The organism is Pseudonocardia xishanensis, from assembly GCF_039541715.1.
GTDB lineage: Bacteria > Actinomycetota > Actinomycetes > Mycobacteriales > Pseudonocardiaceae > Pseudonocardia > Pseudonocardia xishanensis.
The window spans coordinates 37,283-54,826 of the sequence record NZ_BAABGT010000014.1 but is presented as its reverse complement, the minus strand read 5'-3'; the positions used below and the strand labels follow the sequence as shown (position 1 = coordinate 54,826).

The window sequence follows — 17,544 nt, the reverse complement described above, 5'->3', positions numbered from 1 at the left end:
CCTCCGGAGGGGGAACCATGCCGCGCGTGCTGGCGCTGGGCAGGCTGAAGCCGTCGCTCGCCGAGGAGCTGGAGCGGACCTACGGCCTCGAGAAGCTCCCGGCGGGAGCCGAGCGCGCCGAGTGGCTGCGCACCCGCGGGGACTGGCCGGAGGTGCTGGTCAGCAGCGGCATGACCCCGGTCGACGCGGACCTGCTCGCCGCCGTGCCGAACGTGCGGGCCATCGTCAACTTCGGCGTCGGCTACGACCACATCGACCTCGCGGCGGTGCGGGAGCGCGGGATCGTCGCCTCGAACACCCCCGGCGTGCTGGACGACTGCGTGGCCGACACCGCGGTCGCCCTCGTGCTCGACGTGATGCGCGGGTTCAGCGCGTCGGACCGCTGGGTGCGGGCGGGCCGCTGGCCGGTCGACGGCCCCACCGGCCTGACCCGCCGGGTCTCCGGCTGCCGGGTGGGCGTCCTCGGGCTCGGCCGGATCGGCGTCGCGATCGCACGGCGGCTGGCCGCCTTCGACTGTCGGATCAGCTACCACAACCGGCACCGCCGCACGGACGTCGAGTACGCCTACGCGGAGAGCCCCGCCGCCCTCGCCGCCGAGGTGGACGTCCTGGTGGTCGCCGCCGCGGGCGGGTCGGGGACCGCGCACCTGGTCGACCGCGAGGTGCTCACCGCGCTCGGCCCGCGCGGGTACCTGGTCAACATCGCCCGCGGCAGCGTCGTGGACGAGGAGGCCCTGGTCGAGCTGCTGCGGTCCGGCGCCCTGGCGGGCGCGGGCCTGGACGTCTTCGCCCGCGAACCCAAGCTCCCCGAGGAGCTGTTCGCGCTGGACTCGGTGGTGCTGCTGCCGCACATCGGCAGCGCGACCGTCGAGACCCGCGAGGCGATGGCGGACCTCGTGGTGCGCAACCTCGCCCAGTGGGTGGCGGACGGCACGGTCCGCACACCGATCCCGTGACGGGCTGGCAGCTCGCGTTCCTGTTCGTGGCCGGGATCGGCGGTGGGCTCACCGGGTCGATCGCGGGGCTCGCGTCGCTGGTCTCCTATCCCGCGCTGCTCGCCGTCGGGCTGCCGCCGGTGATCGCGAACGTCACCAACACGGTGGCCATGATCGGCACGACCGTGGGCTCGGTCGCGGGCTCCCGGCAGGAGCTGCGGGGCCAGGGCCCGGTGCTGTGGCGGTTGTGCGCGGTGACGGCGGTCGGCGGCGCGGCGGGCGGCGCGCTGCTCCTGCTCACCCCCGGGGACACCTTCGAGGTCATCGTCCCGTGGCTGATCGCGCTGGCCTCGGTGCTGCTCATGGTCGCGCCGCGGCTGCGGGCCCGGGCGCTGCGCAGCGCCGAGGCGGGGACGACCGGCACCCCGCTCGGCCCGCTCACCCTGGCGACCGCCTTCGGCGTCGCCCTCTACGGCGGGTACTTCGGCGCCGCCGCGGGCGTGATGCTGCTGGCCCTGCTGTCGGTGGCGTGGTCGCAGAGCCTGGCCCGGTCGAACGCGGCGAAGAACCTGGCGAGCGGCGCGGCGAACCTGGTCGCGGCCGTCGGCTTCGCGTTCCTGGCGCCGGTGGACTGGGCCGCCGTCGGCGTGCTCACGGCCGGCCTGCTGATCGGCTCCCGGATCGGGCCGGCGCTCGTCCGCCGCGTCCCCGCGACACCCCTGCGCATCGCCATCGGGCTGGCGGGCCTCGGCCTGGCCGTGAGCCTGTGGGTCGGCCGCTAGACCGTCCTCACGGTTTCCGGCCCACCGATGACTTCCGGCCCGCGGGCCGGTCCACCCGCGTATGACCACCATCCAGCCGATCCTGATCACCGCCGACCTCGCGCGGCTGCTGCGCTTCTACACCGAGCTGCTGGGCGCGAAGGAGGTCCGCCGGACCCCGGCGGAGGGCGAGCCGTTCTTCGTCGGGATCGAGGTGGGCGGCGCGGAGCTCGGCTTCGTGAACGACGCGGACGCCCCCACGGCCCAGGGCCGGATCGTGCTCTCGATCGACGTCGCGGACGTCGACGCGCTGCTGCCCCGGGTCGCCGAGCTGGGCGGGACCGCGAGCGAGCCGAACGACATGCCCTGGGGCCAGCGGGTCGCGCACATCCAGGACCCGGACGGGAACGCCGTCAACCTGACCCGGACCCTGTCGTCCTGATCGATCGTTTGGTAAAGACGGGGCATGCCTCGTCTCACGCAGCTCAGCCGCTCGGTCGCCGACCGGGTCGTCCTCGTCACCGGTGCCGCGAGCGGGATGGGCCGGGCGACCGCCCACCTGCTCACGGACGAGGGGGCGAAGGTCGGGATCGTCGACCGGGACGCCGCCGGGCTCGAGGCCGTGGCCGCGGAGATCCGCGGGGTGGGCGGGACCGTCCACGCCGTGGTCGCGGACGTGGCCGACCCCGCGGCGCCCGCCGCGGCCGTTGCCGAGGTCCGGGAGGCGCTCGGCCCGCTCGACGGCCTGGTCAACAACGCGGGCGTGAGCATCCACCTGCCGTTCGACGACCCCGGCTTCCCCGAGGCCTGGGCCACCACGATCGCCGTGAACCTCACCGCGCAGACCCTGTTCGCCCGTGCCGCCCTGCCCGATCTCGTGCGGGCGGGCGAGGGCCGGATCATCAACATCGCCTCGACCGAGGGACTGGGCGCGACGGCGGGCATCGCCCCGTACACGTCGTCGAAGCACGGGGTCATCGGCCTGACCCGGTCCCTGGCCGTGGAGCTCGGGAGGACCGGCGTGACCGTGAACTGCATCTGTCCCGGCCCGATCCGCACCGGCATGACCGCTCGGATACCGGACTCCGACAAGGAGGTCTTCGCCCGCCGCCGCACCGCCCTGCGCCGCTACGGGGACCCCGAGGAGGTCGCCCAGATGACCGTGTCGCTGTTGCTCCCCGCCGCGTCCTTCACCACCGGCGCGGTCCTGGTCGTGGACGGCGGCCTGACCGTCCGCAACGCCTGAGCCGACCGCTCACCCGCCCGGCGCGGAACCTGAGAGTCGAGCTGAGAGCGGGTGGGGGCCGCCGCTGCTCCGGGCGGAGCAACGCGGAGCCGCTCGCCTCCGGTCGCGCACGGATCGGCGGCGCACGCGCAACCTCCCCTCAGACTCGCGCGTCCCGGGCGGTGTCGGGACCTAGCGTCTCCTCGTACCCGAGAGGAGACGTGTCATGCGCTCGAAGTCCCTGGTCCTCGCCGCGCTGGCGGCGAGCACACTGGCACTCTCCGCCTGCGGGTCCGCCGCGCCTGCGCAGCCCGCCGCGGCGCCCGTCGCCCAGGACGCCCCGCGGGACCAGGCGATGGACCACTCCGCCATGGGCGACATGGGCGGCATGCACCACGGCTCCGGCGGCGTCGAGCTGTGGGCGGTGCAGAGCGGGCCGCTGGGCACGATCGTCACCAACGCGGACGGGCACGTCCTGCACCGCTTCGACGGTGACTCCGCGAGCCCCTCGACCTCCACCTGCACGGACACCTGCGCCGCCCAGTGGCCCCCGGTCCTGCTGGAGGACGGCACGCAGCCCGAGCTGCTCGGCGTCGACCCGACCAAGGTCGGGGTCCTGGCCCGGCCGGACGGCACGAAGCAGGTCACCCTCGCGGGCTGGCCGCTCTACATGTACGCCCAGGACGACGGTTCCCTGACGACCACCGCGGGCCAGGGCACGGACGGCAAGTGGTTCGCCGTGGCTCCGGACGGCACGAAGGCCGTCACGCCCGCGTGATGTCCTCGGCGACCTGACAGAGGTTGCCCTCCACCTGCACCGTGGTCGCGAGGCGGGCGAGTAGCGCGCGGAGCTGGTCCCGCTCGGCGGCCGCCAGCGGCGCGAGCAGGTGCTCCTCGACCTCGCGCAGCCGCCGCTCCAGGTCGCACAGCCGCGCCCGGCCGGGCTCGGTGAGGTGGATCTGCCGCGCGCGGCGGTCCGCCGGGTCCGGCCTGCGCTCGACCAGACCCGCGCCCACCAGCTCGTCCAGCAGGTAGGTCATGACGGTCCGGTCCACCCCGAGCTTGCGCGCGAGCGCGAGCTGCGTGGGCGTGCCCTCGTTCGCCGCGGCCAGCACCTGGTAGCCGCGCGGCCCGCCGGGCAGTCCGGAGAGGACCTGCTCCGCGGTCTTGATGTGGGCGCGGGTGACCTGGCCCAGCGCCCAGCCGAGGTCGGCCTCGACGCGCTGCGGAGTGGTCACCGTCTCAGGATACGCACGTGACACGACCGTCTGCGTGAGAGATAGTCTGTGAAACAGAACATCTTTCCCGCCGCACACAGGAGACTCCCATGAGCCTGTTCCGCCTCGACACCAGCATCCGAACCGAGGGCTCGGTCAGCCGCGAGGTCACCGACACCCTGGAGAAGGCCTACCTCGAGCAGCACCCGGGCGGCACCGTCGTCCGCCGCGACCTCGGCACCCAGCCGCTTCCCGCCGACCTGTGGGGCACCGCCGCGTTCGCGGGCTTCACCCCCGAGGATCAGCGCTCGGAGGCCCAGCAGGCTGCGGTGGCCACCGCCAAGGAGCTGGCGGACGAGCTGCTCCGCGCGGACGCGATCGTCGTCGGCGCGCCGCTGTACAACTTCGGCATCTCCCAGCATCTCAAGACCTGGGTGGACGTCGTGATCACCGACCCGCGGTTCGCCCCCGGCACCACCCCGCTGGCAGGCCGGTCGGTGGCGATCGTCGTCGCGCGCGGCGGCGGCTACGGCCCGGGCACCCCGCGCGAGGGCTGGGACCACGGCATCCAGTGGCTGTCCCGCATCCTCGGGGACGTCTGGGGCGGCTCCGTCACCGTCGTCGAGGCCGAGCTGACCCTCGCCGAGAGCACCCCGGCCATGGCCGAGCTGCGGGGCCTCGCCGCCGAGGTCCTCACCCAGGCCCACGAGCGCGCCGCCGCCACGGGCAAGGAGTTCGCGCGCAGCGTCGCCTAGGCCGGGATCGACAGCACCCAGTCGCCGAGGTCGTCCGACCACTCCATGTCCACGAGCCCGCGGGCGCTCGCGGCCCGGGCGAAGGCGAGGAAGCCGCCGAAGCCGTAGCGCTTCTCGCTGAAGTCCGGGCTGCGCTTGCGGAGCTGGTCCTTCAACCCGGAAAGCTGCGGACGGCCGAGGCCCGCGACGACGTCGGTGAGCAGGGCGAACGCGCTGGAGTCCGGCCCGTGCTCGGGGAAGTCGACGGCCGGGTCGCCCTGCGCCGAGCCCTGGGTCAGCACGATCACACCCTGCTCGGCCAAGCCGCGCAGCAGCTCGCCGAAGCCCCGGTAGCCGTGGTCGGACTCGTCGAACGTGGGGTCCTTGCGCAGGATCGCGCGCTTGAGCCGGGAGCCGAGGACCGGGCCGTCCGCGGTGCGCTGCAGGCCCGCCAGGGTGCTCGCGACGAGCTTGGCCACGTCGACCCGCTCGGCGGGCGGCTCCTCCTCCGGCTCCGGCTCGACCGCGGCGACGGGCTCGACGGGCTCCGGCGGCGTCGACGCGGGCGGAGCCGCCGCGCGCTGCCTGCCGCGCCGGGGCACCGGCTTCGCGTCCACCCCGGGCAGCCGGTCGTAGAAGAGGAACTCGTCGCACGCGGGCGGCAGCAGCGCCGAGGTCGAGGACTGCACCCCGATCCCGATCACCCGCTTGTCCATCTCGCGCAGCTTGTGGACCAGCGGGGTGAAGTCCGAGTCCCCGGTGCCGATGGCGAACGTGGTGATGAAGCCGCGCTCGTAGGCCAGCTCGATGGCGTCCACGGCCATCTTGATGTCCGCGGCGTTCTTGCGGGCCGCGCCCATCCGCTGCGGCAGCTCGATCAGCTCCACCTGGTGCCGGACGAGCAGCCTGCGGTCCTCGTCGAAGTACGACCAGTCCGCGTACGCCCGACGCGTGACGACCCGGCCGCGCTCGGCCAGCGCATCGGCCACCGGGCCGAGGTCGAAGGGGGACACCCCCAACCCGTCCCGCGCTCCGATCGCCAGGTTCTCGTAGTCGAGGAACAGGGCGATGCGTTCGTCGTCGCTGGTCACCCGGCGCAGCCTACGAGTCGGCCGGGCCCTTGCCCGCCCGCACCCACCAGAACGCGGCCGCGCCCACCACGCCCGCCCCGACGGCCGCCACCCCGCCTGCGACCTTGGCCGCGTGCGCGGCCTTCGCGCCGAGCCGGGCGCGCAGGGCCCGCAGCCCGCGGTCGAGGTTGTCCAGGCTCTCGGCGAGGGAGTCCCGGGCCTCGGCGACCTTCTCCTCGCGCCCGTCCTGCAGCGCCTCGACCCGGGCCCGCAGCTCGGAGGGCGAGAGCACCGTGCCGTCCACGACGGGACGCTGAGTGGTGATCTGGCGCGGATGGACCTGGCCCACGGCGGCCTCCTCGGTGTCACCTGCATTCTCCGCACGTCAGCGGCTCCCTGCCACGGCCGTTCGGAGAGGACTCACACGATCCAACGGCGGTCCGCGGTGAAGCCGACCGTGAGCGAGGTCGTGCCGAGCCGGTCGAGGAGGGCGGCGCGGACCTCGTCCAGCTCCGCGACGGTGGCCGACGCCGGCACCACGAAGTCCACCTCGACGTCCAGCCGCCCACCCACCTTCGACGCCCGCACCACGGACTCGCCGTACCCCCGCTCGCCCGCCACGGCCGCGACCTCCGCCCGCAGCCCGGCCAGCACCTCGTCGTCCGGAGCCATGCTCAGCAGCTCGCGCACCCCTCGGACGACCAGCCGTGCCGGCACGGGCAGGAACGCCCCGGAGGCCAGCACGACCATCACCGGGTCGACGTACGCCGCCCACTCCGGGCGGCCGGTCAGCGTCAGCACCCACGCCACCGCGAACCCGACCAGCACGCCGACGCTGAGCAGGGTGTCCCCCGCCCACTCCGCGGCCTCCGCCCGGACCAGGTCCGACCCGCCGCGGGAGAGCCGCCGCAACACCAGCGTGATCGCGAGGCCCGCCACGGTGGACACCACGCCGTAGACCAGGGCGGATCCCACCGCGATCGGCGTCGGCCCGTCGACGATCTCCACCACCGCTCCGACCAGCGCGTAGAGACACAGCCCGGCCAGTGCGGCGGCCTTGAGGACCACGGCCAGCGGCTCCCAGGCCTCGCGGCCCCAGGGGTAGCGCTCGTCCGGGCCGCGGCGGGCGGTGCGCAGGGCCAGCACCGCGAGCAGCGTCAGGCCGACGGCGGCGAAGGAGTACAGGCCGTCGAACACGATCAGCCGGGAACCGGACAGCACGCCCCAGACCAGGGCCAGCACCCCGAACGCGGCCGAGGCCCAGACGGAGACGCGCAGGGCGCGCTCGTCCGTCATCGCACCGCCTCGCGCACGCGCCGGGCCGCCTCCGCCGGGTCCTCGTGCTCCCAGATCCGCAGGCTCCGCCAGCCCGCCTCGGCCAGCTTGGCGTCCGTGTCCCGGTCCCGACGACGGTTGTCGCTCACCTTCTGCGCCCAGAAGTCGCCGTTGGTCTTGGCCACGGTGTGGTGCTCGGGGCAGCCGTGCCAGAAGCAGCCGTCCAGGAACACGGCCACGCGGGCCCGGGTGAACAGCAGGTCCGCGGTCCGGCGCACGCCCTTCAGCGGCCGCGCGTCGACCCGGTAGCGCAGGCCGAGGGCGTGCACCGCCGAGCGCAGCGCGAGCTCGGGCTTGGTGTCGCGACGCTTGTTGGACCGCATGCTCCGCCGCACGCCCGGCGAAGAGGCCCAGGACATGGGGTCAGTGTCGCAACACCCGGGCCGTCGTGACCAGCAGGACCACCACGCCGACCGACTCCACGACCAAGGTGGTCAGCGCCAGGTCGTACTGCAGGCTGGAGCGGATCCCGAACAGGCCCACGGTCAGCGCCAGCACGAGCGCCGCCAGCGTGCCCGCCAGGAAGAGCAGGCCCAGCACCGTGGCGATCTGCAGCAGCAGGCCCCGGGTCGCGAGGATCGCGACGGCCAGCACCAGCGCGCCCAGGCCGTTGAGCGTGAACAGGATGCCGAGGATTCCGCCCGTGCCGTGGAACACCAGCCACACGTGCAGGCCGCCCATGGCCAGCAGGGCCAGTGCGCTGAGCACCTGCCAGACCACCGTGGACCGCGTCACCGCCGAGGACATGTCGCCCGCCTTCCGTCAGACCGCACCCTGCTCCCGACACGTCTGAAGAGCCCTGGAGGGTTCATCCCGATACTCGTGACAGACTCGTCGCGGGCAGCCCGGGGGGAGAACCGTGTCCGCGCTCGTCGTCATCATGCTGTTGCTGCTCGCGTGGGCGCTGGTCGCGGGTCGGCTGGCCCGCTTCAGCGTGACGATGCCGCTGGCCATGCTCGCCGCGGGCGTCCTGCTCACCGCGGGCTCGGACCCGATCTTCGTCTTCGACGTGGACTTCGAGTCCGGCGAGCACATCGTCGAGGCCATCCTGGCGCTGCTGCTGTTCACGGACGCGACCGAGGTCCGGGGCGGTCTGCTCGGCGGGGAGCCGCGGCTCACGCTGCGGCTGCTGCTGATCGCGCTGCCGCTGTCGCTCGCGCTGGCCTGGGTCGCCGGTGTCCTGCTGTTCCCCGGCGCCGGGCTGTGGTTCCTGCTCGTCCTCGCGACGATCGTGATGCCGGTCGACCTGGCCCCCGCCGCCGCGTTCGTGCGGGACCGGCGGGTGCCGGAGCGGCTGCGGGCGCTGGTCAACACCGAGAGCGGGCTCAACGACGGGCTGGTCGCGCCGGTCTTCCTCGTCGCCCTCGCCGTGGCGACCGCCGCGGGCGGGGACACGGTCGCCGAGGCCGCGCTCGACGCCGTCCCCGCGCTGGCCCTGGCGATCCTGATCGGCGGTGCGGTCGGGGCGGCGGCCGCGTGGATCCTGCGCCGGGTGCTCGACGCAGGCTGGACGCAGCCGTCGGCCCTGCGGATCGGGGTGCTCGCGCTGCCCCTGCTGGCGTACGGCAGCGCCGTGCTGGCGGGCGGGAACGGGTTCGTCGCCGCGTTCGTGGCCGGGGTGTTCTTCGAGCCCGCCGCCCGCCTGCTGCCCGCGGGCACCCTGCACCTGGTCGAGGATGTCGGCGAGCTGCTGTCGCTGGCGCTGTGGTTCGTCTTCGGCGCGGTCGTCAACCAGACGCTCGCCGGCGGCGCGATCACCTGGCAGGTCGTGCTGTTCGCGCTGGTGGCGCTGACCGTCGCCCGGATCGCGCCCGTGGCGGTCTCGCTGGTCGGCACGACCCTGTCCCGGCGGGAGCGGTTCGTCGTGGGGTGGGTGGGCCCGCGGGGCATCGCCACGCTGGTGTTCGGCATGCTCGCGTTCGTCCAGCTGCCCGGCGGGGACAACGACCTCGCCCTCGCCGTGACGGTCACGACGATCGTGCTGAGCGTGGTCGTCCACGGCCTGTCGACCGGCCTGATCATCCGCCGCTACGACGTGGATCCCGAACCGCCCGTCGAGCGGCGGGCCCGCCGCATCCCCCGGCCCCGCCGACCGCGCTGAGGCCGCGAGGGCCGGCGGTGCGCTATCCGCGGACCATCCGGATGTGCGGGATGCCGTCCTCGTCGAACTCGTCGCCGACCGCCGCGTAGCCGAAGCGCTCGTAGAACCCGCGGGCGTAGGCCTGCGCGTCCAGCACCGACGGGGTGTCCCCGATCTCGGCCACCGCGGCGGCCATCAGCTCGGCCGCCAGCCCTTTCCCGCGGGCCGCCGCCGCGGTGCACACCCGCCCGATCCGACGGGTGCCGTCCGGCTCGGTCAGCACGCGCAGGCAGGCGTCCACGTCCCCGGTCCAGGCGTGCCAGGTGGTCGACAGCGTGTCGCGGCCGTCGACCTCCTGGTACGCGCAGTCCTGCTCGACGACGAACACCGCGGTCCTGAGCACCAGGATCGCCTCGAGCTCGGCGGCCGTGAGCTCGCCGCCGCGTGCGGTGCGGATCACCCGGCCAGCCCGGCGTGCATCTCCCAGACCAGGATCTCCGCGGCCTCGGTGGCGGTGACGCCCTGTCCGCCGGTCGCGGTGAACCGCACCGCGTCGCCGGTCTCCAGCTTCCCGGCGCCCTCCAGCTCCACGGACCCGCGGGGCACGAAGAGGTGCAGGTACGGCGCCTCGGGCAGGGTCACCCGCTCACCCGGCTGCAGCCGCGCCGCGTGCAGGGCCGCGTCCTTGTTGGCGATCCGGATGGCGCTGTCGTGGCCCTCCATGCCCGAGGCGACCGGGATCAGGGAGCCGGAGAGCAGCTCGCCGTCGATCTCCCGCTGCTCGTAGCCGGGGGTGATGCCGTCCGCGTCCGGCACGACCCACATCTGCACGAAGTGGACCGGGTCGGTGTGCGTCTCGCCCTGCAGCCGCCAGGAGTCGTTCTTCTCGGAGTGCAGGATCCCCTTGCCCGCGCTCATCCGCTGCGCCAGCCCGGGGTAGATCACGCCGGAGTGGCCCGTCGAGTCCTGGTGGACCAGCGACCCGTCGAGCACCCACGTGACGATCTCCATGTCCCGGTGCGGGTGGGTGTCGAACCCGGTCCCCGGCGAGACGATGTCGTCGTTGTTGACCAGCAGCAGCCCGTGGTGGGTGTTGGCCGGGTCGTAGTGCCCGCCGAACGAGAACGAGTGGTGCGAGTCCAGCCAGCGCAGCCGGGTGGCGTCGCGGTCCGCGGCCCGACGGACGTCGACCTGAGTGGCGAGCATGGTGTGTCCCTCCGAAGTAGTTGCACCTGCAAACACCATCCGGGTGCGCACTGTTCCCGCAGGGCCGCCGCGGCCGGCTGCTCGAGGATCGGATCGGTGGTCCCGACGAGGGTGAGCATCGCATCCCCCGCGTTCGCGGCGCAGGAACAGCCGGGCATGTCCGACACGACGACGTCGAAGGCGTCCGCGGGGTCCGCACCGTGGGAACCGGGGTCGGTGAGCGGCGGGACCACGGCGCTGTACCGCCAGAAGGAGTCCGCGGCGGGATCGCTGCCGGCGATGAACTCCTCGACCATCGCGCCACCCTGGGCCTACCCTGGCGTGATCCACTCTGGACGAGGAGTCATGGCCAAGAAGAGCAAGCGCTTCCCCAAGGACGTCTACGAGGCCGAGCTGCTGCGCTTGCAGGGCGATCTCGTGCAGCTGCAGGAGTGGGTGAAGTCGACCGGGGCGCGCGTGGTGATCGTGTTCGAGGGGCGGGACGCGGCGGGCAAGGGCGGGGCGATCAAGCGGGTCACGGAGAACCTCAACCCCCGTGTCGCGCGGATCGTGGCGCTGCCCGCGCCCACCGAGCGGCAGCGGACGCAGTGGTACTTCCAACGCTACGTCGAGCACCTGCCCGCGGCCGGGGAGATCGTGCTGCTGGACCGGTCCTGGTACAACCGCGCCGGCGTCGAGCGGGTGATGGGGTTCTGCACCCACGCCGAGTACTCGCGGTTCCTCAAGCAGTGCCCGGTCTTCGAGGAGATGCTCGTCGAGGACGGGATCCTGCTGCTCAAGTACTGGTTCTCGGTCAGCCCGCAGGAGCAGGAGCGGCGCTTCCGCGAGCGGCTGACCAACCCGCTCAAGCAGTGGAAGCTCTCCCCGATGGACCTGGAGTCCATCTCCCGGTGGGACGACTACAGCCAGGCCAAGGACGACATGCTGGTGCACACGGACACCGAGATCGCGCCCTGGACGATCGTGGAGTCCGAGGACAAGCGCCGCTCCCGGCTGAACATGATCGCCCACCTGCTGGACACCATCCCGTGGAAGCCGGTCTCCCAGCAGGTGCTCACGATCCCGGAGCGCCCGCAGGGCCGCGGCTACGTCCGCCCGCCCCGCGAGCTGGCCCGCGAGGTGCCCGACCACGCGGCCAGCCTGCTGTCGTGATCTCCTGGGCGGCATGTCGCGTCTGACTGTCAGCGCCTGGTTGGGCACCACCTGGGCCGCGGAGGAGATCATCGCGGTGGGCCGGGAGGCCGAGGCCGCCGGGTACGACGGCCTGTGGGTCGCCGACCACTTCATGGCCGACACCGGCACCGAGGAGCGCTCGGACCGCGCGCTCCGGGAGTGCTTCGCCGTGCTGGCCGGGCTCGCCACCGCGGTGCCCCGCGTCCGGCTGGGCAGCCTGGTCGCGTCGATCACCTATCGGCACCCGGCCGTGCTGGCCAACACCGCGGCCACCGTCGCGGACCTCAGCGGCGGACGTCTGGTGCTCGGCGTCGGCGCGGGCTGGCAGCTCAACGAGCACGCGGCCTACGGCATCGAGCTGGGTCCGGTCCGGGAGCGGATCGACCGGTTCGAGGAGGGTCTGGCCGTGCTCGACGGGCTGCTCCGCACCCCGCGTACCACGGTCACGGGCCAGCACTACACGGTCGCCGACGCCCCGGCCGTCCCCGCCGCGAGCCGGATCCCGGTGCTGATCGGCGCCTCGGGCGAGCAGCGGATGCTCGGCGTGGTGGCCCGCCGGGCGGACGAGTGGAACTGCTGGTCCACCCCGGAGGTCTTCGCCCACAAGTCCGCGGTGCTGGACGAGCACTGCGCGCGGATCGGCCGCGACCCCCGCGAGATCCGCCGCTCCACCCAGGCGCTGCTGCAGATCGACGGCGGGCCCGCCCACTCGGCGGGCCCGGTCGTCGTGTCCGGGTCGGTGGCGCAGATCGTCGACACCATCGGGCGCTGGCGCGAGGCGGGCCTGGACGAGCTGATCGTCCCGGGCGTCCGCGGCGGCGCCGCGGAGGCCCGGGACCTGTTCGACCGGTTCGCCTCCGAGATCAGGCCGCAACTGGGCTAGCGACCCGCCTGTCCAGCGCCGCGACCCCGATCGCCACCCAGAGCACCTCCCACACCAGCAGGCCGACCAGCCCCAGGGGCGCGGGCGGGCCACCCGAGACGATGACCAGCGGGGTGAGCACCGCGAACACCGCGATGCCCTGGACGAGCGGGAGCCACCGCCGCCCGCCCGTCCAGACCCCCTCGCGGAGCACCGCCACCCCCGTCACGATCATGCCGAGCCCGACGAGGTTCGGCGCGATGGTGAACAGGAGCTCGTTCATCGTCGGCTCCGCGACGGCCATCATCAGCAACCCGATCCCGGCCAGCCCGATCCCGATCCGACCCCATGCCCCCCGACCCACCGCGCCGCCGAGCGCGAGCAGCACGGCGAGCTCGCCCAGGTGCACGACCGGCCGAGCCCAGGCGCCCCAGTCCGGATCGCTCATCCCCAGCAGCAGCGCGACGATGTAGATCGTCGCGACGGCGGTGACGATCGTGCCGACCACGGCCGTCGGCCGCGCGGTCACACCCGCACCGCCGTCTCGAACGCGGTGACCTCGGTCGTGGCCTCGGGGCGGATCCCGGCCCGCTCGAAGGCCGGGAAGAGGCGCTCCGCGGCGAACCGGTCCGCGTCGGCGCGGCTCTCCCACTCGTCGACGATCACCAGGGACCCGTCCACCACCCCCACGAGATGGACGAGCTGCCCGGCGAGCGGTTCGGATCCCAGCGCGCGCTGGACCTCCTCGTACTCCGCGAGTGTCATGTCCGGGGTGCGTGTGATCTGGCAGTAGCTCATGGCGGAGGACGCTAGGGACGCGGAGCGCCGCCTGCGTCGGGCGGACTACTCACTTCGGTACTCATCCCCGCGCGGCGACCCACGCGGCGATCTGGCTGCGGTTGGCGAAGCCGAGCTTGGTCAGGATGTGCTGGACGTGGTTGCCCACGGTCCGCTCGGACAACACGAGCTCACGCGCGATCTCCCGGTTGGACCGGCCGAGCGCGACCAGCCCCGCGACCTCGCGCTCGCGGGCGGTGAGCGGACCCGCGGTGCCGCCGAGCAGGCCGTCGATCCGCGCGGTCCACGGCACCATGCCCATCCGCTCCGCGGCCGGGCGCACCCGGCTCAGCAGCGCGCGGGCCGCGTCCGGTTCCCGCCTGCGCAGCCGGACCGCGGCGAGCTCACAGGCCGCCTCCACCGCCACGGCGGGCGCGCCGATCCGCTCGGCCGTGGCGAGGGCCGAGGTCAGCAGGTCGGCGGCGGCGTCGAGGTCGTCCAGGACGGCGGCGCAGCGGCCCAGCACCAGGTCGACGGGGCCCTGGTAGCCGGCGGGCCCGCCGCCGCCCACCACGTGCCCGCCCGCGAACCGGCTCAGGGTCTCCCGGAACCACGCGACGTCCGCGCGCAGGTCCAGCGGCACCGCGACCATCGCGCCGACCGCGTAGGCGAGCACCGTGAAGTAGGGCGGGACCTCCCAGTCCCGGGGCGGGCCCGCGAGCCGGTAGTGGTGGGCGGCCTCGTCCAGCCTGCCGGCGTCGGTGAGGGCGAGGGCGGGCCCGAGGCGGGTGAACAGGGTGGCGCGGGCCTCCCCGACGTCGCCGGAGCCCGGGTCGAGACCCGAGACCTCGGCGGGCGGGAAGCCGAGATGGTGCCCGACCGCGACCAGCAGGGACTGCCACGCCCCCGCCGCGGCCGGATGGCCCGTGCCCGCGACGAGCCGCACCGCATTCTGTCCGAGCTCCAGCGCGGTGGACAGCTCCCCGCGGGCCTGCGCCAACGCCGCCCGGGCGACGAGCAGGTGCCAGTCCGCCAGCGGGCTGCGCTGCTGCTCGACGCACCACCGCAGCCGGGTCAGCTCCGCCTCGATGCCGGCCAGGTCGCCCTGCTCCCAGAGCCGGTCGACGGTCCACAACCGACCCCACATCTCCACCGAGGGGCGGCGCAGCCGCTCGCCGAGCGCAGTCATCCGGGCGGCCAGCTCGGCCCGGACGGCCGAGTGCTCGGGTCCGCTGTGGGTCAGCTGGTTCGCGCGCAGGGCCGCGACCAGGGCGTCCGGGTCCGCGCCGTCCTCCGCGAGCGTCAGCGCCCTGGCCGCGGGCGCCCGGGCGCCCGCGGTGTCGCCGCGGTAGAAGCGGGTCTCGGCGAGCCGGGCCAGCAGCCGCGCGCGCAGCGCCACCTCGCCGGAGGCGCTCGCGCCGACGGATGCCTCGCGGGCGTCGAGCGACTCCAGCGCCCGCTCGCACCACCGCTCCACGGTCCGGTCCCGGTCCGTGCTGCCCACCGCCTCCAGCGTGAGGGCGGCGTCCGCCACCAGGTCCCCGCGGCCACACTCCTCCGCCAGGTCGACTGCGGTCCGGCAGGCCGCCAGCGCAGCGGTGAACCGGCCTGCGGCAGCCTCCGCTGCCCCCTGCGCGAGGTGCAGCTCGGCGCGGTCCGCGAGATCCAGGGAGGCGGCGCCGCACTCCAGCGCGGTGGCGTACCAGCGGGCGGCCTCCTCGTGGGCGAGTGCGCGGGTGGCGTCCTGCGCGGCCCGCCGGGACCAGGCGACGGCGGGGCCGCGGTCCCCGGCGACGGCCACCGCGACCCGGTGCCGCGCGATGTCCGCCGAGACCTGTGCGAGGTCGCCCCGGTGCAGGTCCTCCAGCGCCTCGGCGGCGCGCAGGTGCAGCACCACCGCCTCCTGCAGCGGGGTCTGCGCGGCCAGCACGGTGCGGACCAGGCCGTGGGCGAAGCGGAACCGGCCCGCGCCGGAGTCGGTCAGCAGGCCCGCGCCGAGGGCGGCGGTGACCGCGGGCAGGCAGGCGACGACCGGCTCGTCGAGCAGCCGGGCGACGACGGTGAGCTCGACGTCCTCGGCCAGCAGCGACGCCGCACGGACCAGCCGCTGGACGGGTGGGCCGAGCCTGCGGACCCGCGCCGCGATGAGCTCACCGACGCTGCCCCACGATCCGCCTGCGGCCCGGGCCAGCTCGCGTAGGTACAGCGGGTTGCCCCCGCCTGCGCGGACCGCCCGGTCGACCGTGCCCGGGTCGAGGTCTCCGCCTGCCGAGAGCACCAGGGCGGCCGCGGGCTCGTCCGGCAGTCCGCCCAGGACCAGCCGGTCGACCTCCGGGCCCCCGGCCAGCTCCGGCCCGATCCGCTCCCAGCCCGCGCCCGCCTCCCCGGTCCGGCGCGTGGCGCAGCAGACCAGCCCGCGGCAACCCGGGTCCCGCAGCAGCGCGCGGAGCAGGGACAACGACGGTTCGTCCGTCCACTGCACGTCGTCGAGCACGAGCAGGCAGCCGTCCGCGAGCACCTCCCGGACCGCCGCGAGCAGCGCGAACCGGTCCCCCGTCTCCTCAGGGCGGATCTCCGGGGTCAGCTGGCGCCAGAGGGCGAAGGCCTGGCCCCCGTCCTCCGCGGCGTGACACCACCGCACCCGGGCGACGCCGTCCGCGACCGCGCGCACCAGCGCGGTCTTGCCGATCCCGGCCTCGCCCTCCACCAGCACGAACCGGGGGCCGGGGGCGCGGACCAGGGCGCGCAGGCGCGCGGCCTCGGACTCGCGGCCGATCAGCCCGCTGGACACGCGGGCAGGCTACCGGCCGCCCCCGCGCCGACGGGGGATCATGACCCGCCGATGAGTTTCCGGCGGACCACCGGTCCTACCGCCGAGAACACCGACCGCGCTTCCCGGAGGACACATGAGCCGCCTGCTGATCACCACCGCCTTCATCTCGCTCGACGGCGTCGTCGAGGCCCCCGGCGGCGAGCCGGGGCACCGCTCGTCGGGCTGGACCTTCAAGGACATCGCCGAGGACTCCGAGAGCTACGAGATGAAGGGCGCCGAGCAGGACGAGGCCACCGCGATGCTGCTGGGCCGGGTGTCCTACCAGGCCTTCGCGCCGGTGTGGCCCGGGATGGACTTCTTCGCCGGGTACAACGCGATGCCCAAGTACGTCGTGTCGACCACCCTGACCGAGGGCGACCTCGTGGACGACTGGGGCGAGACGACGCTGCTCCGCTCGCTGGACGACGTCGCCGCGCTCAAGGAGACCGAGGGCGGCCCGATCATCGTGCACGGCAGCGCCACGCTGAACCGCAACCTGTCCGACGCCGGCCTGATCGACCGCTACCACCTGCTCGTCTTCCCGGTGCTGCTCGGCGCGGGCAAGCGGCTGTTCAGCGAGACCGACAAGGACAAGCAGATGCTCACCCTCGTCGACAGCCGGACCTACTCGAACGGGCTGCAGAAGCAGGTCTTCGACGTCGTGCGTTAGTGGACGGGCTCGGGCTGCGCGGACCCCACGCCGCGCAGGACCGAGGGCACCGCGACCAGGCAGCCGAGCAGCACCAGGTCCACCAGGACGGCGAGCCACCCGATGTTCGCGATCCGGGAGACGGGGAAGGCGAGCGCGCCCACCACGATCCCGGCCGCGCACCAGCGCGGCACCCGGTTCCACAGCCCGATCCCGGCCAGCAGCAGGGTCAGCGGCCAGAACAGGCCGAGCACCTTGAGGATCGTCGCGGGCCCGCTCGCGTCGATCAGGTCGAGCCCGCCGAGCCCCACGGTGATCGTGTTGAACCCGTACCCGACCACGCCCGCGGCCCCCAGCATGCCCACCACCAGCACCGCGGGGGCGAGCCGGTCGAGCCAGGTGACCACCCGCACGACCAGGATCCCGCCGAGCGCGCCGCCGACGATGTGCAGCAGCGCGGCAGGCGGGGAGTCCCAGCCCAGGAGGGCGTAGAGCACGGACGAGACCAGGGTGAGTCCGAGGGAGCAGGCGAGCGACAGGGTCAGCAGCCGGTCGAGGGTGGTGCCGGGGACGGTTCGCATGGGAGACGACGCTAGGAACCCGTGCGCGGGTGCGGAACGTGATCGCCCGCAGGATCCGCTGCGGGAAACCACAGCCCGGGTGGCGGTTCTCCCCCTCCCCAGACGATCACGCACCTGGGATGCTGCG

At 74.2% G+C, this 17,544-nt stretch carries 22 protein-coding genes; 10 read left to right on the top strand and 12 right to left on the bottom strand.

Translation table 11 applies throughout. The annotated features are described in order from the left end of the window. The first annotated feature begins 17 nt into the window (after nucleotides 1–17). The 5 genes from ABD993_RS04775 (at nucleotide 18) to ABD993_RS04755 (ending at nucleotide 3,699) form a co-directional block, all read left to right on the top strand. Nucleotides 18–956, top strand: a complete 939-nt coding sequence (locus ABD993_RS04775) for a 2-hydroxyacid dehydrogenase (RefSeq protein ID WP_345413083.1) — start codon at nucleotides 18–20, stop codon at nucleotides 954–956. Further along, nucleotides 953–1,717 carry a sulfite exporter TauE/SafE family protein gene (locus tag ABD993_RS04770; protein ID WP_345413082.1) on the top strand — a complete coding sequence of 255 codons (765 nt, stop codon included), beginning with the start codon at nucleotides 953–955 and terminating at the stop codon, nucleotides 1,715–1,717. The genes ABD993_RS04775 and ABD993_RS04770 overlap by 4 nt, the downstream gene beginning before the upstream one ends. Nucleotides 1,718–1,778: 61 nt before the next feature. After that, on the top strand, nucleotides 1,779–2,138 hold the full coding sequence (locus ABD993_RS04765) for a VOC family protein (protein ID WP_345413080.1): 360 nt from the start codon (nucleotides 1,779–1,781) through the stop codon (nucleotides 2,136–2,138). Between the two features lie 24 nt (nucleotides 2,139–2,162). Beyond that, nucleotides 2,163–2,942: an SDR family NAD(P)-dependent oxidoreductase gene (locus ABD993_RS04760; RefSeq protein ID WP_345413078.1), complete on the top strand. Its 780-nt coding sequence runs from the start codon at nucleotides 2,163–2,165 to the stop codon at nucleotides 2,940–2,942. Nucleotides 2,943–3,147: 205 nt separating this feature from the next. After that, the gene (locus tag ABD993_RS04755; RefSeq protein ID WP_345413075.1) at nucleotides 3,148–3,699 is read left to right on the top strand and encodes a COG4315 family predicted lipoprotein; all 552 of its coding nucleotides are present in this window, start codon (nucleotides 3,148–3,150) and stop codon (nucleotides 3,697–3,699) included. On the opposite strand, the gene ABD993_RS04750 is transcribed toward ABD993_RS04755, so the two are convergent. After that, nucleotides 3,686–4,159 carry a MarR family winged helix-turn-helix transcriptional regulator gene (locus ABD993_RS04750; RefSeq protein ID WP_345413073.1) on the bottom strand — a complete coding sequence of 158 codons (474 nt, stop codon included), beginning with the start codon at nucleotides 4,157–4,159 and terminating at the stop codon, nucleotides 3,686–3,688. The genes ABD993_RS04755 and ABD993_RS04750 overlap by 14 nt on opposite strands. An 89-nt stretch (nucleotides 4,160–4,248) precedes the next feature. On the opposite strand from ABD993_RS04750, the gene ABD993_RS04745 reads away from it, so the two are divergent. Further along, nucleotides 4,249–4,893 carry an FMN-dependent NADH-azoreductase gene (locus ABD993_RS04745; RefSeq protein ID WP_345413071.1) on the top strand — a complete coding sequence of 215 codons (645 nt, stop codon included), beginning with the start codon at nucleotides 4,249–4,251 and terminating at the stop codon, nucleotides 4,891–4,893. Here the strand turns inward: ABD993_RS04745 and ABD993_RS04740 are convergent. The 5 genes from ABD993_RS04740 to ABD993_RS04720 all read right to left on the bottom strand — a co-directional run bounded on the left by ABD993_RS04740 (nucleotide 4,890) and on the right by ABD993_RS04720 (nucleotide 8,024). Continuing rightward, a complete protein-coding gene (locus ABD993_RS04740; RefSeq protein ID WP_345413069.1) occupies nucleotides 4,890–5,963 on the bottom strand; it encodes an NYN domain-containing protein in 1,074 nt (357 codons plus the stop codon). The two genes, ABD993_RS04745 and ABD993_RS04740, sit on opposite strands and share 4 nt — an antisense overlap. A 10-nt stretch (nucleotides 5,964–5,973) precedes the next feature. Next, nucleotides 5,974–6,291 carry a hypothetical protein gene (locus tag ABD993_RS04735; RefSeq protein ID WP_345413067.1) on the bottom strand — a complete coding sequence of 106 codons (318 nt, stop codon included), beginning with the start codon at nucleotides 6,289–6,291 and terminating at the stop codon, nucleotides 5,974–5,976. 71 nt (nucleotides 6,292–6,362) lie between these two features. Continuing rightward, nucleotides 6,363–7,238: a cation diffusion facilitator family transporter gene (locus tag ABD993_RS04730; protein WP_345413065.1), complete on the bottom strand. Its 876-nt coding sequence runs from the start codon at nucleotides 7,236–7,238 to the stop codon at nucleotides 6,363–6,365. Continuing rightward, nucleotides 7,235–7,636: a very short patch repair endonuclease gene (locus ABD993_RS04725; protein ID WP_425568892.1), complete on the bottom strand. Its 402-nt coding sequence runs from the start codon at nucleotides 7,634–7,636 to the stop codon at nucleotides 7,235–7,237. Before ABD993_RS04725 ends, ABD993_RS04730 begins: the two co-directional genes overlap by 4 nt. Before the next feature lie 4 nt (nucleotides 7,637–7,640). After that, the gene (locus ABD993_RS04720) at nucleotides 7,641–8,024 is read right to left on the bottom strand and encodes a hypothetical protein (protein ID WP_345413064.1); all 384 of its coding nucleotides are present in this window, start codon (nucleotides 8,022–8,024) and stop codon (nucleotides 7,641–7,643) included. Between the two features lie 112 nt (nucleotides 8,025–8,136). Between ABD993_RS04720 and ABD993_RS04715 the strand changes: the two genes are divergently transcribed. Beyond that, complete coding sequence (locus tag ABD993_RS04715; RefSeq protein ID WP_345413063.1) at nucleotides 8,137–9,378, top strand: cation:proton antiporter domain-containing protein; 1,242 nt, start codon at nucleotides 8,137–8,139, stop codon at nucleotides 9,376–9,378. A gap of 22 nt (nucleotides 9,379–9,400) precedes the next feature. On the opposite strand, the gene ABD993_RS04710 is transcribed toward ABD993_RS04715, so the two are convergent. Then, entirely contained in the window at nucleotides 9,401–9,817 is a 417-nt protein-coding gene (locus ABD993_RS04710) for a GNAT family N-acetyltransferase (RefSeq protein ID WP_345413061.1), read from the bottom strand. Continuing rightward, nucleotides 9,814–10,563 (bottom strand): pirin family protein, encoded by a 750-nt coding sequence (locus tag ABD993_RS04705; protein ID WP_345413058.1) that lies wholly within the window; start codon nucleotides 10,561–10,563, stop codon nucleotides 9,814–9,816. The genes ABD993_RS04710 and ABD993_RS04705 overlap by 4 nt, the downstream gene beginning before the upstream one ends. Before the next feature lie 345 nt (nucleotides 10,564–10,908). On the opposite strand from ABD993_RS04705, the gene ppk2 reads away from it, so the two are divergent. Both ppk2 and ABD993_RS04695 read left to right on the top strand, forming a co-directional pair. Next, a complete protein-coding gene (gene ppk2 / locus ABD993_RS04700; protein ID WP_345413174.1) occupies nucleotides 10,909–11,715 on the top strand; it encodes a polyphosphate kinase 2 in 807 nt (268 codons plus the stop codon). Nucleotides 11,716–11,728: 13 nt separating this feature from the next. Beyond that, nucleotides 11,729–12,619 carry an LLM class flavin-dependent oxidoreductase gene (locus ABD993_RS04695; RefSeq protein ID WP_345413056.1) on the top strand — a complete coding sequence of 297 codons (891 nt, stop codon included), beginning with the start codon at nucleotides 11,729–11,731 and terminating at the stop codon, nucleotides 12,617–12,619. On the opposite strand, the gene ABD993_RS04690 is transcribed toward ABD993_RS04695, so the two are convergent. From ABD993_RS04690 to ABD993_RS04680, 3 genes are all read right to left on the bottom strand, one after another. Then, complete coding sequence (locus ABD993_RS04690) at nucleotides 12,600–13,127, bottom strand: hypothetical protein (protein WP_345413054.1); 528 nt, start codon at nucleotides 13,125–13,127, stop codon at nucleotides 12,600–12,602. The genes ABD993_RS04695 and ABD993_RS04690 overlap by 20 nt on opposite strands. Further along, nucleotides 13,124–13,396: a hypothetical protein gene (locus ABD993_RS04685; protein ID WP_345413052.1), complete on the bottom strand. Its 273-nt coding sequence runs from the start codon at nucleotides 13,394–13,396 to the stop codon at nucleotides 13,124–13,126. Before ABD993_RS04685 ends, ABD993_RS04690 begins: the two co-directional genes overlap by 4 nt. Nucleotides 13,397–13,457: 61 nt before the next feature. Further along, complete coding sequence (locus ABD993_RS04680) at nucleotides 13,458–16,166, bottom strand: LuxR C-terminal-related transcriptional regulator (protein ID WP_345413050.1); 2,709 nt, start codon at nucleotides 16,164–16,166, stop codon at nucleotides 13,458–13,460. A 115-nt stretch (nucleotides 16,167–16,281) separates the two neighbouring features. Here ABD993_RS04680 and ABD993_RS04675 point away from each other — a divergent pair, with 115 nt between their 5' ends. Continuing rightward, the gene (locus ABD993_RS04675) at nucleotides 16,282–16,857 is read left to right on the top strand and encodes a dihydrofolate reductase family protein (RefSeq protein WP_345413048.1); all 576 of its coding nucleotides are present in this window, start codon (nucleotides 16,282–16,284) and stop codon (nucleotides 16,855–16,857) included. Here ABD993_RS04675 and ABD993_RS04670 read toward each other — a convergent pair. Beyond that, nucleotides 16,854–17,417 (bottom strand): hypothetical protein, encoded by a 564-nt coding sequence (locus tag ABD993_RS04670; protein ID WP_345413047.1) that lies wholly within the window; start codon nucleotides 17,415–17,417, stop codon nucleotides 16,854–16,856. The genes ABD993_RS04675 and ABD993_RS04670 overlap by 4 nt on opposite strands. Nucleotides 17,418–17,544 lie beyond the last annotated feature (127 nt).

Excerpts from the sequence above, each read along its gene's own strand:
- ABD993_RS04675 (WP_345413048.1), top strand. The coding sequence starts at position 16,282 with ATGAGCCGCCTGCTGATCACCACCGCCTTCATCTCGCTCGACGGCGTC.
- ABD993_RS04760 (WP_345413078.1), top strand. The coding sequence starts at position 2,163 with ATGCCTCGTCTCACGCAGCTCAGCCGCTCGGTCGCCGACCGGGTCGTC.
- ABD993_RS04670 (WP_345413047.1), bottom strand. The coding sequence starts at position 17,417 with ATGCGAACCGTCCCCGGCACCACCCTCGACCGGCTGCTGACCCTGTCG.
- ABD993_RS04755 (WP_345413075.1), top strand. The coding sequence starts at position 3,148 with ATGCGCTCGAAGTCCCTGGTCCTCGCCGCGCTGGCGGCGAGCACACTG.
- ABD993_RS04745 (WP_345413071.1), top strand. The coding sequence starts at position 4,249 with ATGAGCCTGTTCCGCCTCGACACCAGCATCCGAACCGAGGGCTCGGTC.
- ppk2 (WP_345413174.1), top strand. The coding sequence starts at position 10,909 with ATGGCCAAGAAGAGCAAGCGCTTCCCCAAGGACGTCTACGAGGCCGAG.
- ABD993_RS04695 (WP_345413056.1), top strand. The coding sequence starts at position 11,729 with ATGTCGCGTCTGACTGTCAGCGCCTGGTTGGGCACCACCTGGGCCGCG.
- ABD993_RS04685 (WP_345413052.1), bottom strand. The coding sequence starts at position 13,396 with ATGAGCTACTGCCAGATCACACGCACCCCGGACATGACACTCGCGGAG.
- ABD993_RS04725 (WP_425568892.1), bottom strand. The coding sequence starts at position 7,636 with ATGTCCTGGGCCTCTTCGCCGGGCGTGCGGCGGAGCATGCGGTCCAAC.
- ABD993_RS04705 (WP_345413058.1), bottom strand. The coding sequence starts at position 10,563 with ATGCTCGCCACTCAGGTCGACGTCCGTCGGGCCGCGGACCGCGACGCC.
- ABD993_RS04720 (WP_345413064.1), bottom strand. The coding sequence starts at position 8,024 with ATGTCCTCGGCGGTGACGCGGTCCACGGTGGTCTGGCAGGTGCTCAGC.
- ABD993_RS04775 (WP_345413083.1), top strand. The coding sequence starts at position 18 with ATGCCGCGCGTGCTGGCGCTGGGCAGGCTGAAGCCGTCGCTCGCCGAG.
- ABD993_RS04730 (WP_345413065.1), bottom strand. The coding sequence starts at position 7,238 with ATGACGGACGAGCGCGCCCTGCGCGTCTCCGTCTGGGCCTCGGCCGCG.
- ABD993_RS04765 (WP_345413080.1), top strand. The coding sequence starts at position 1,779 with ATGACCACCATCCAGCCGATCCTGATCACCGCCGACCTCGCGCGGCTG.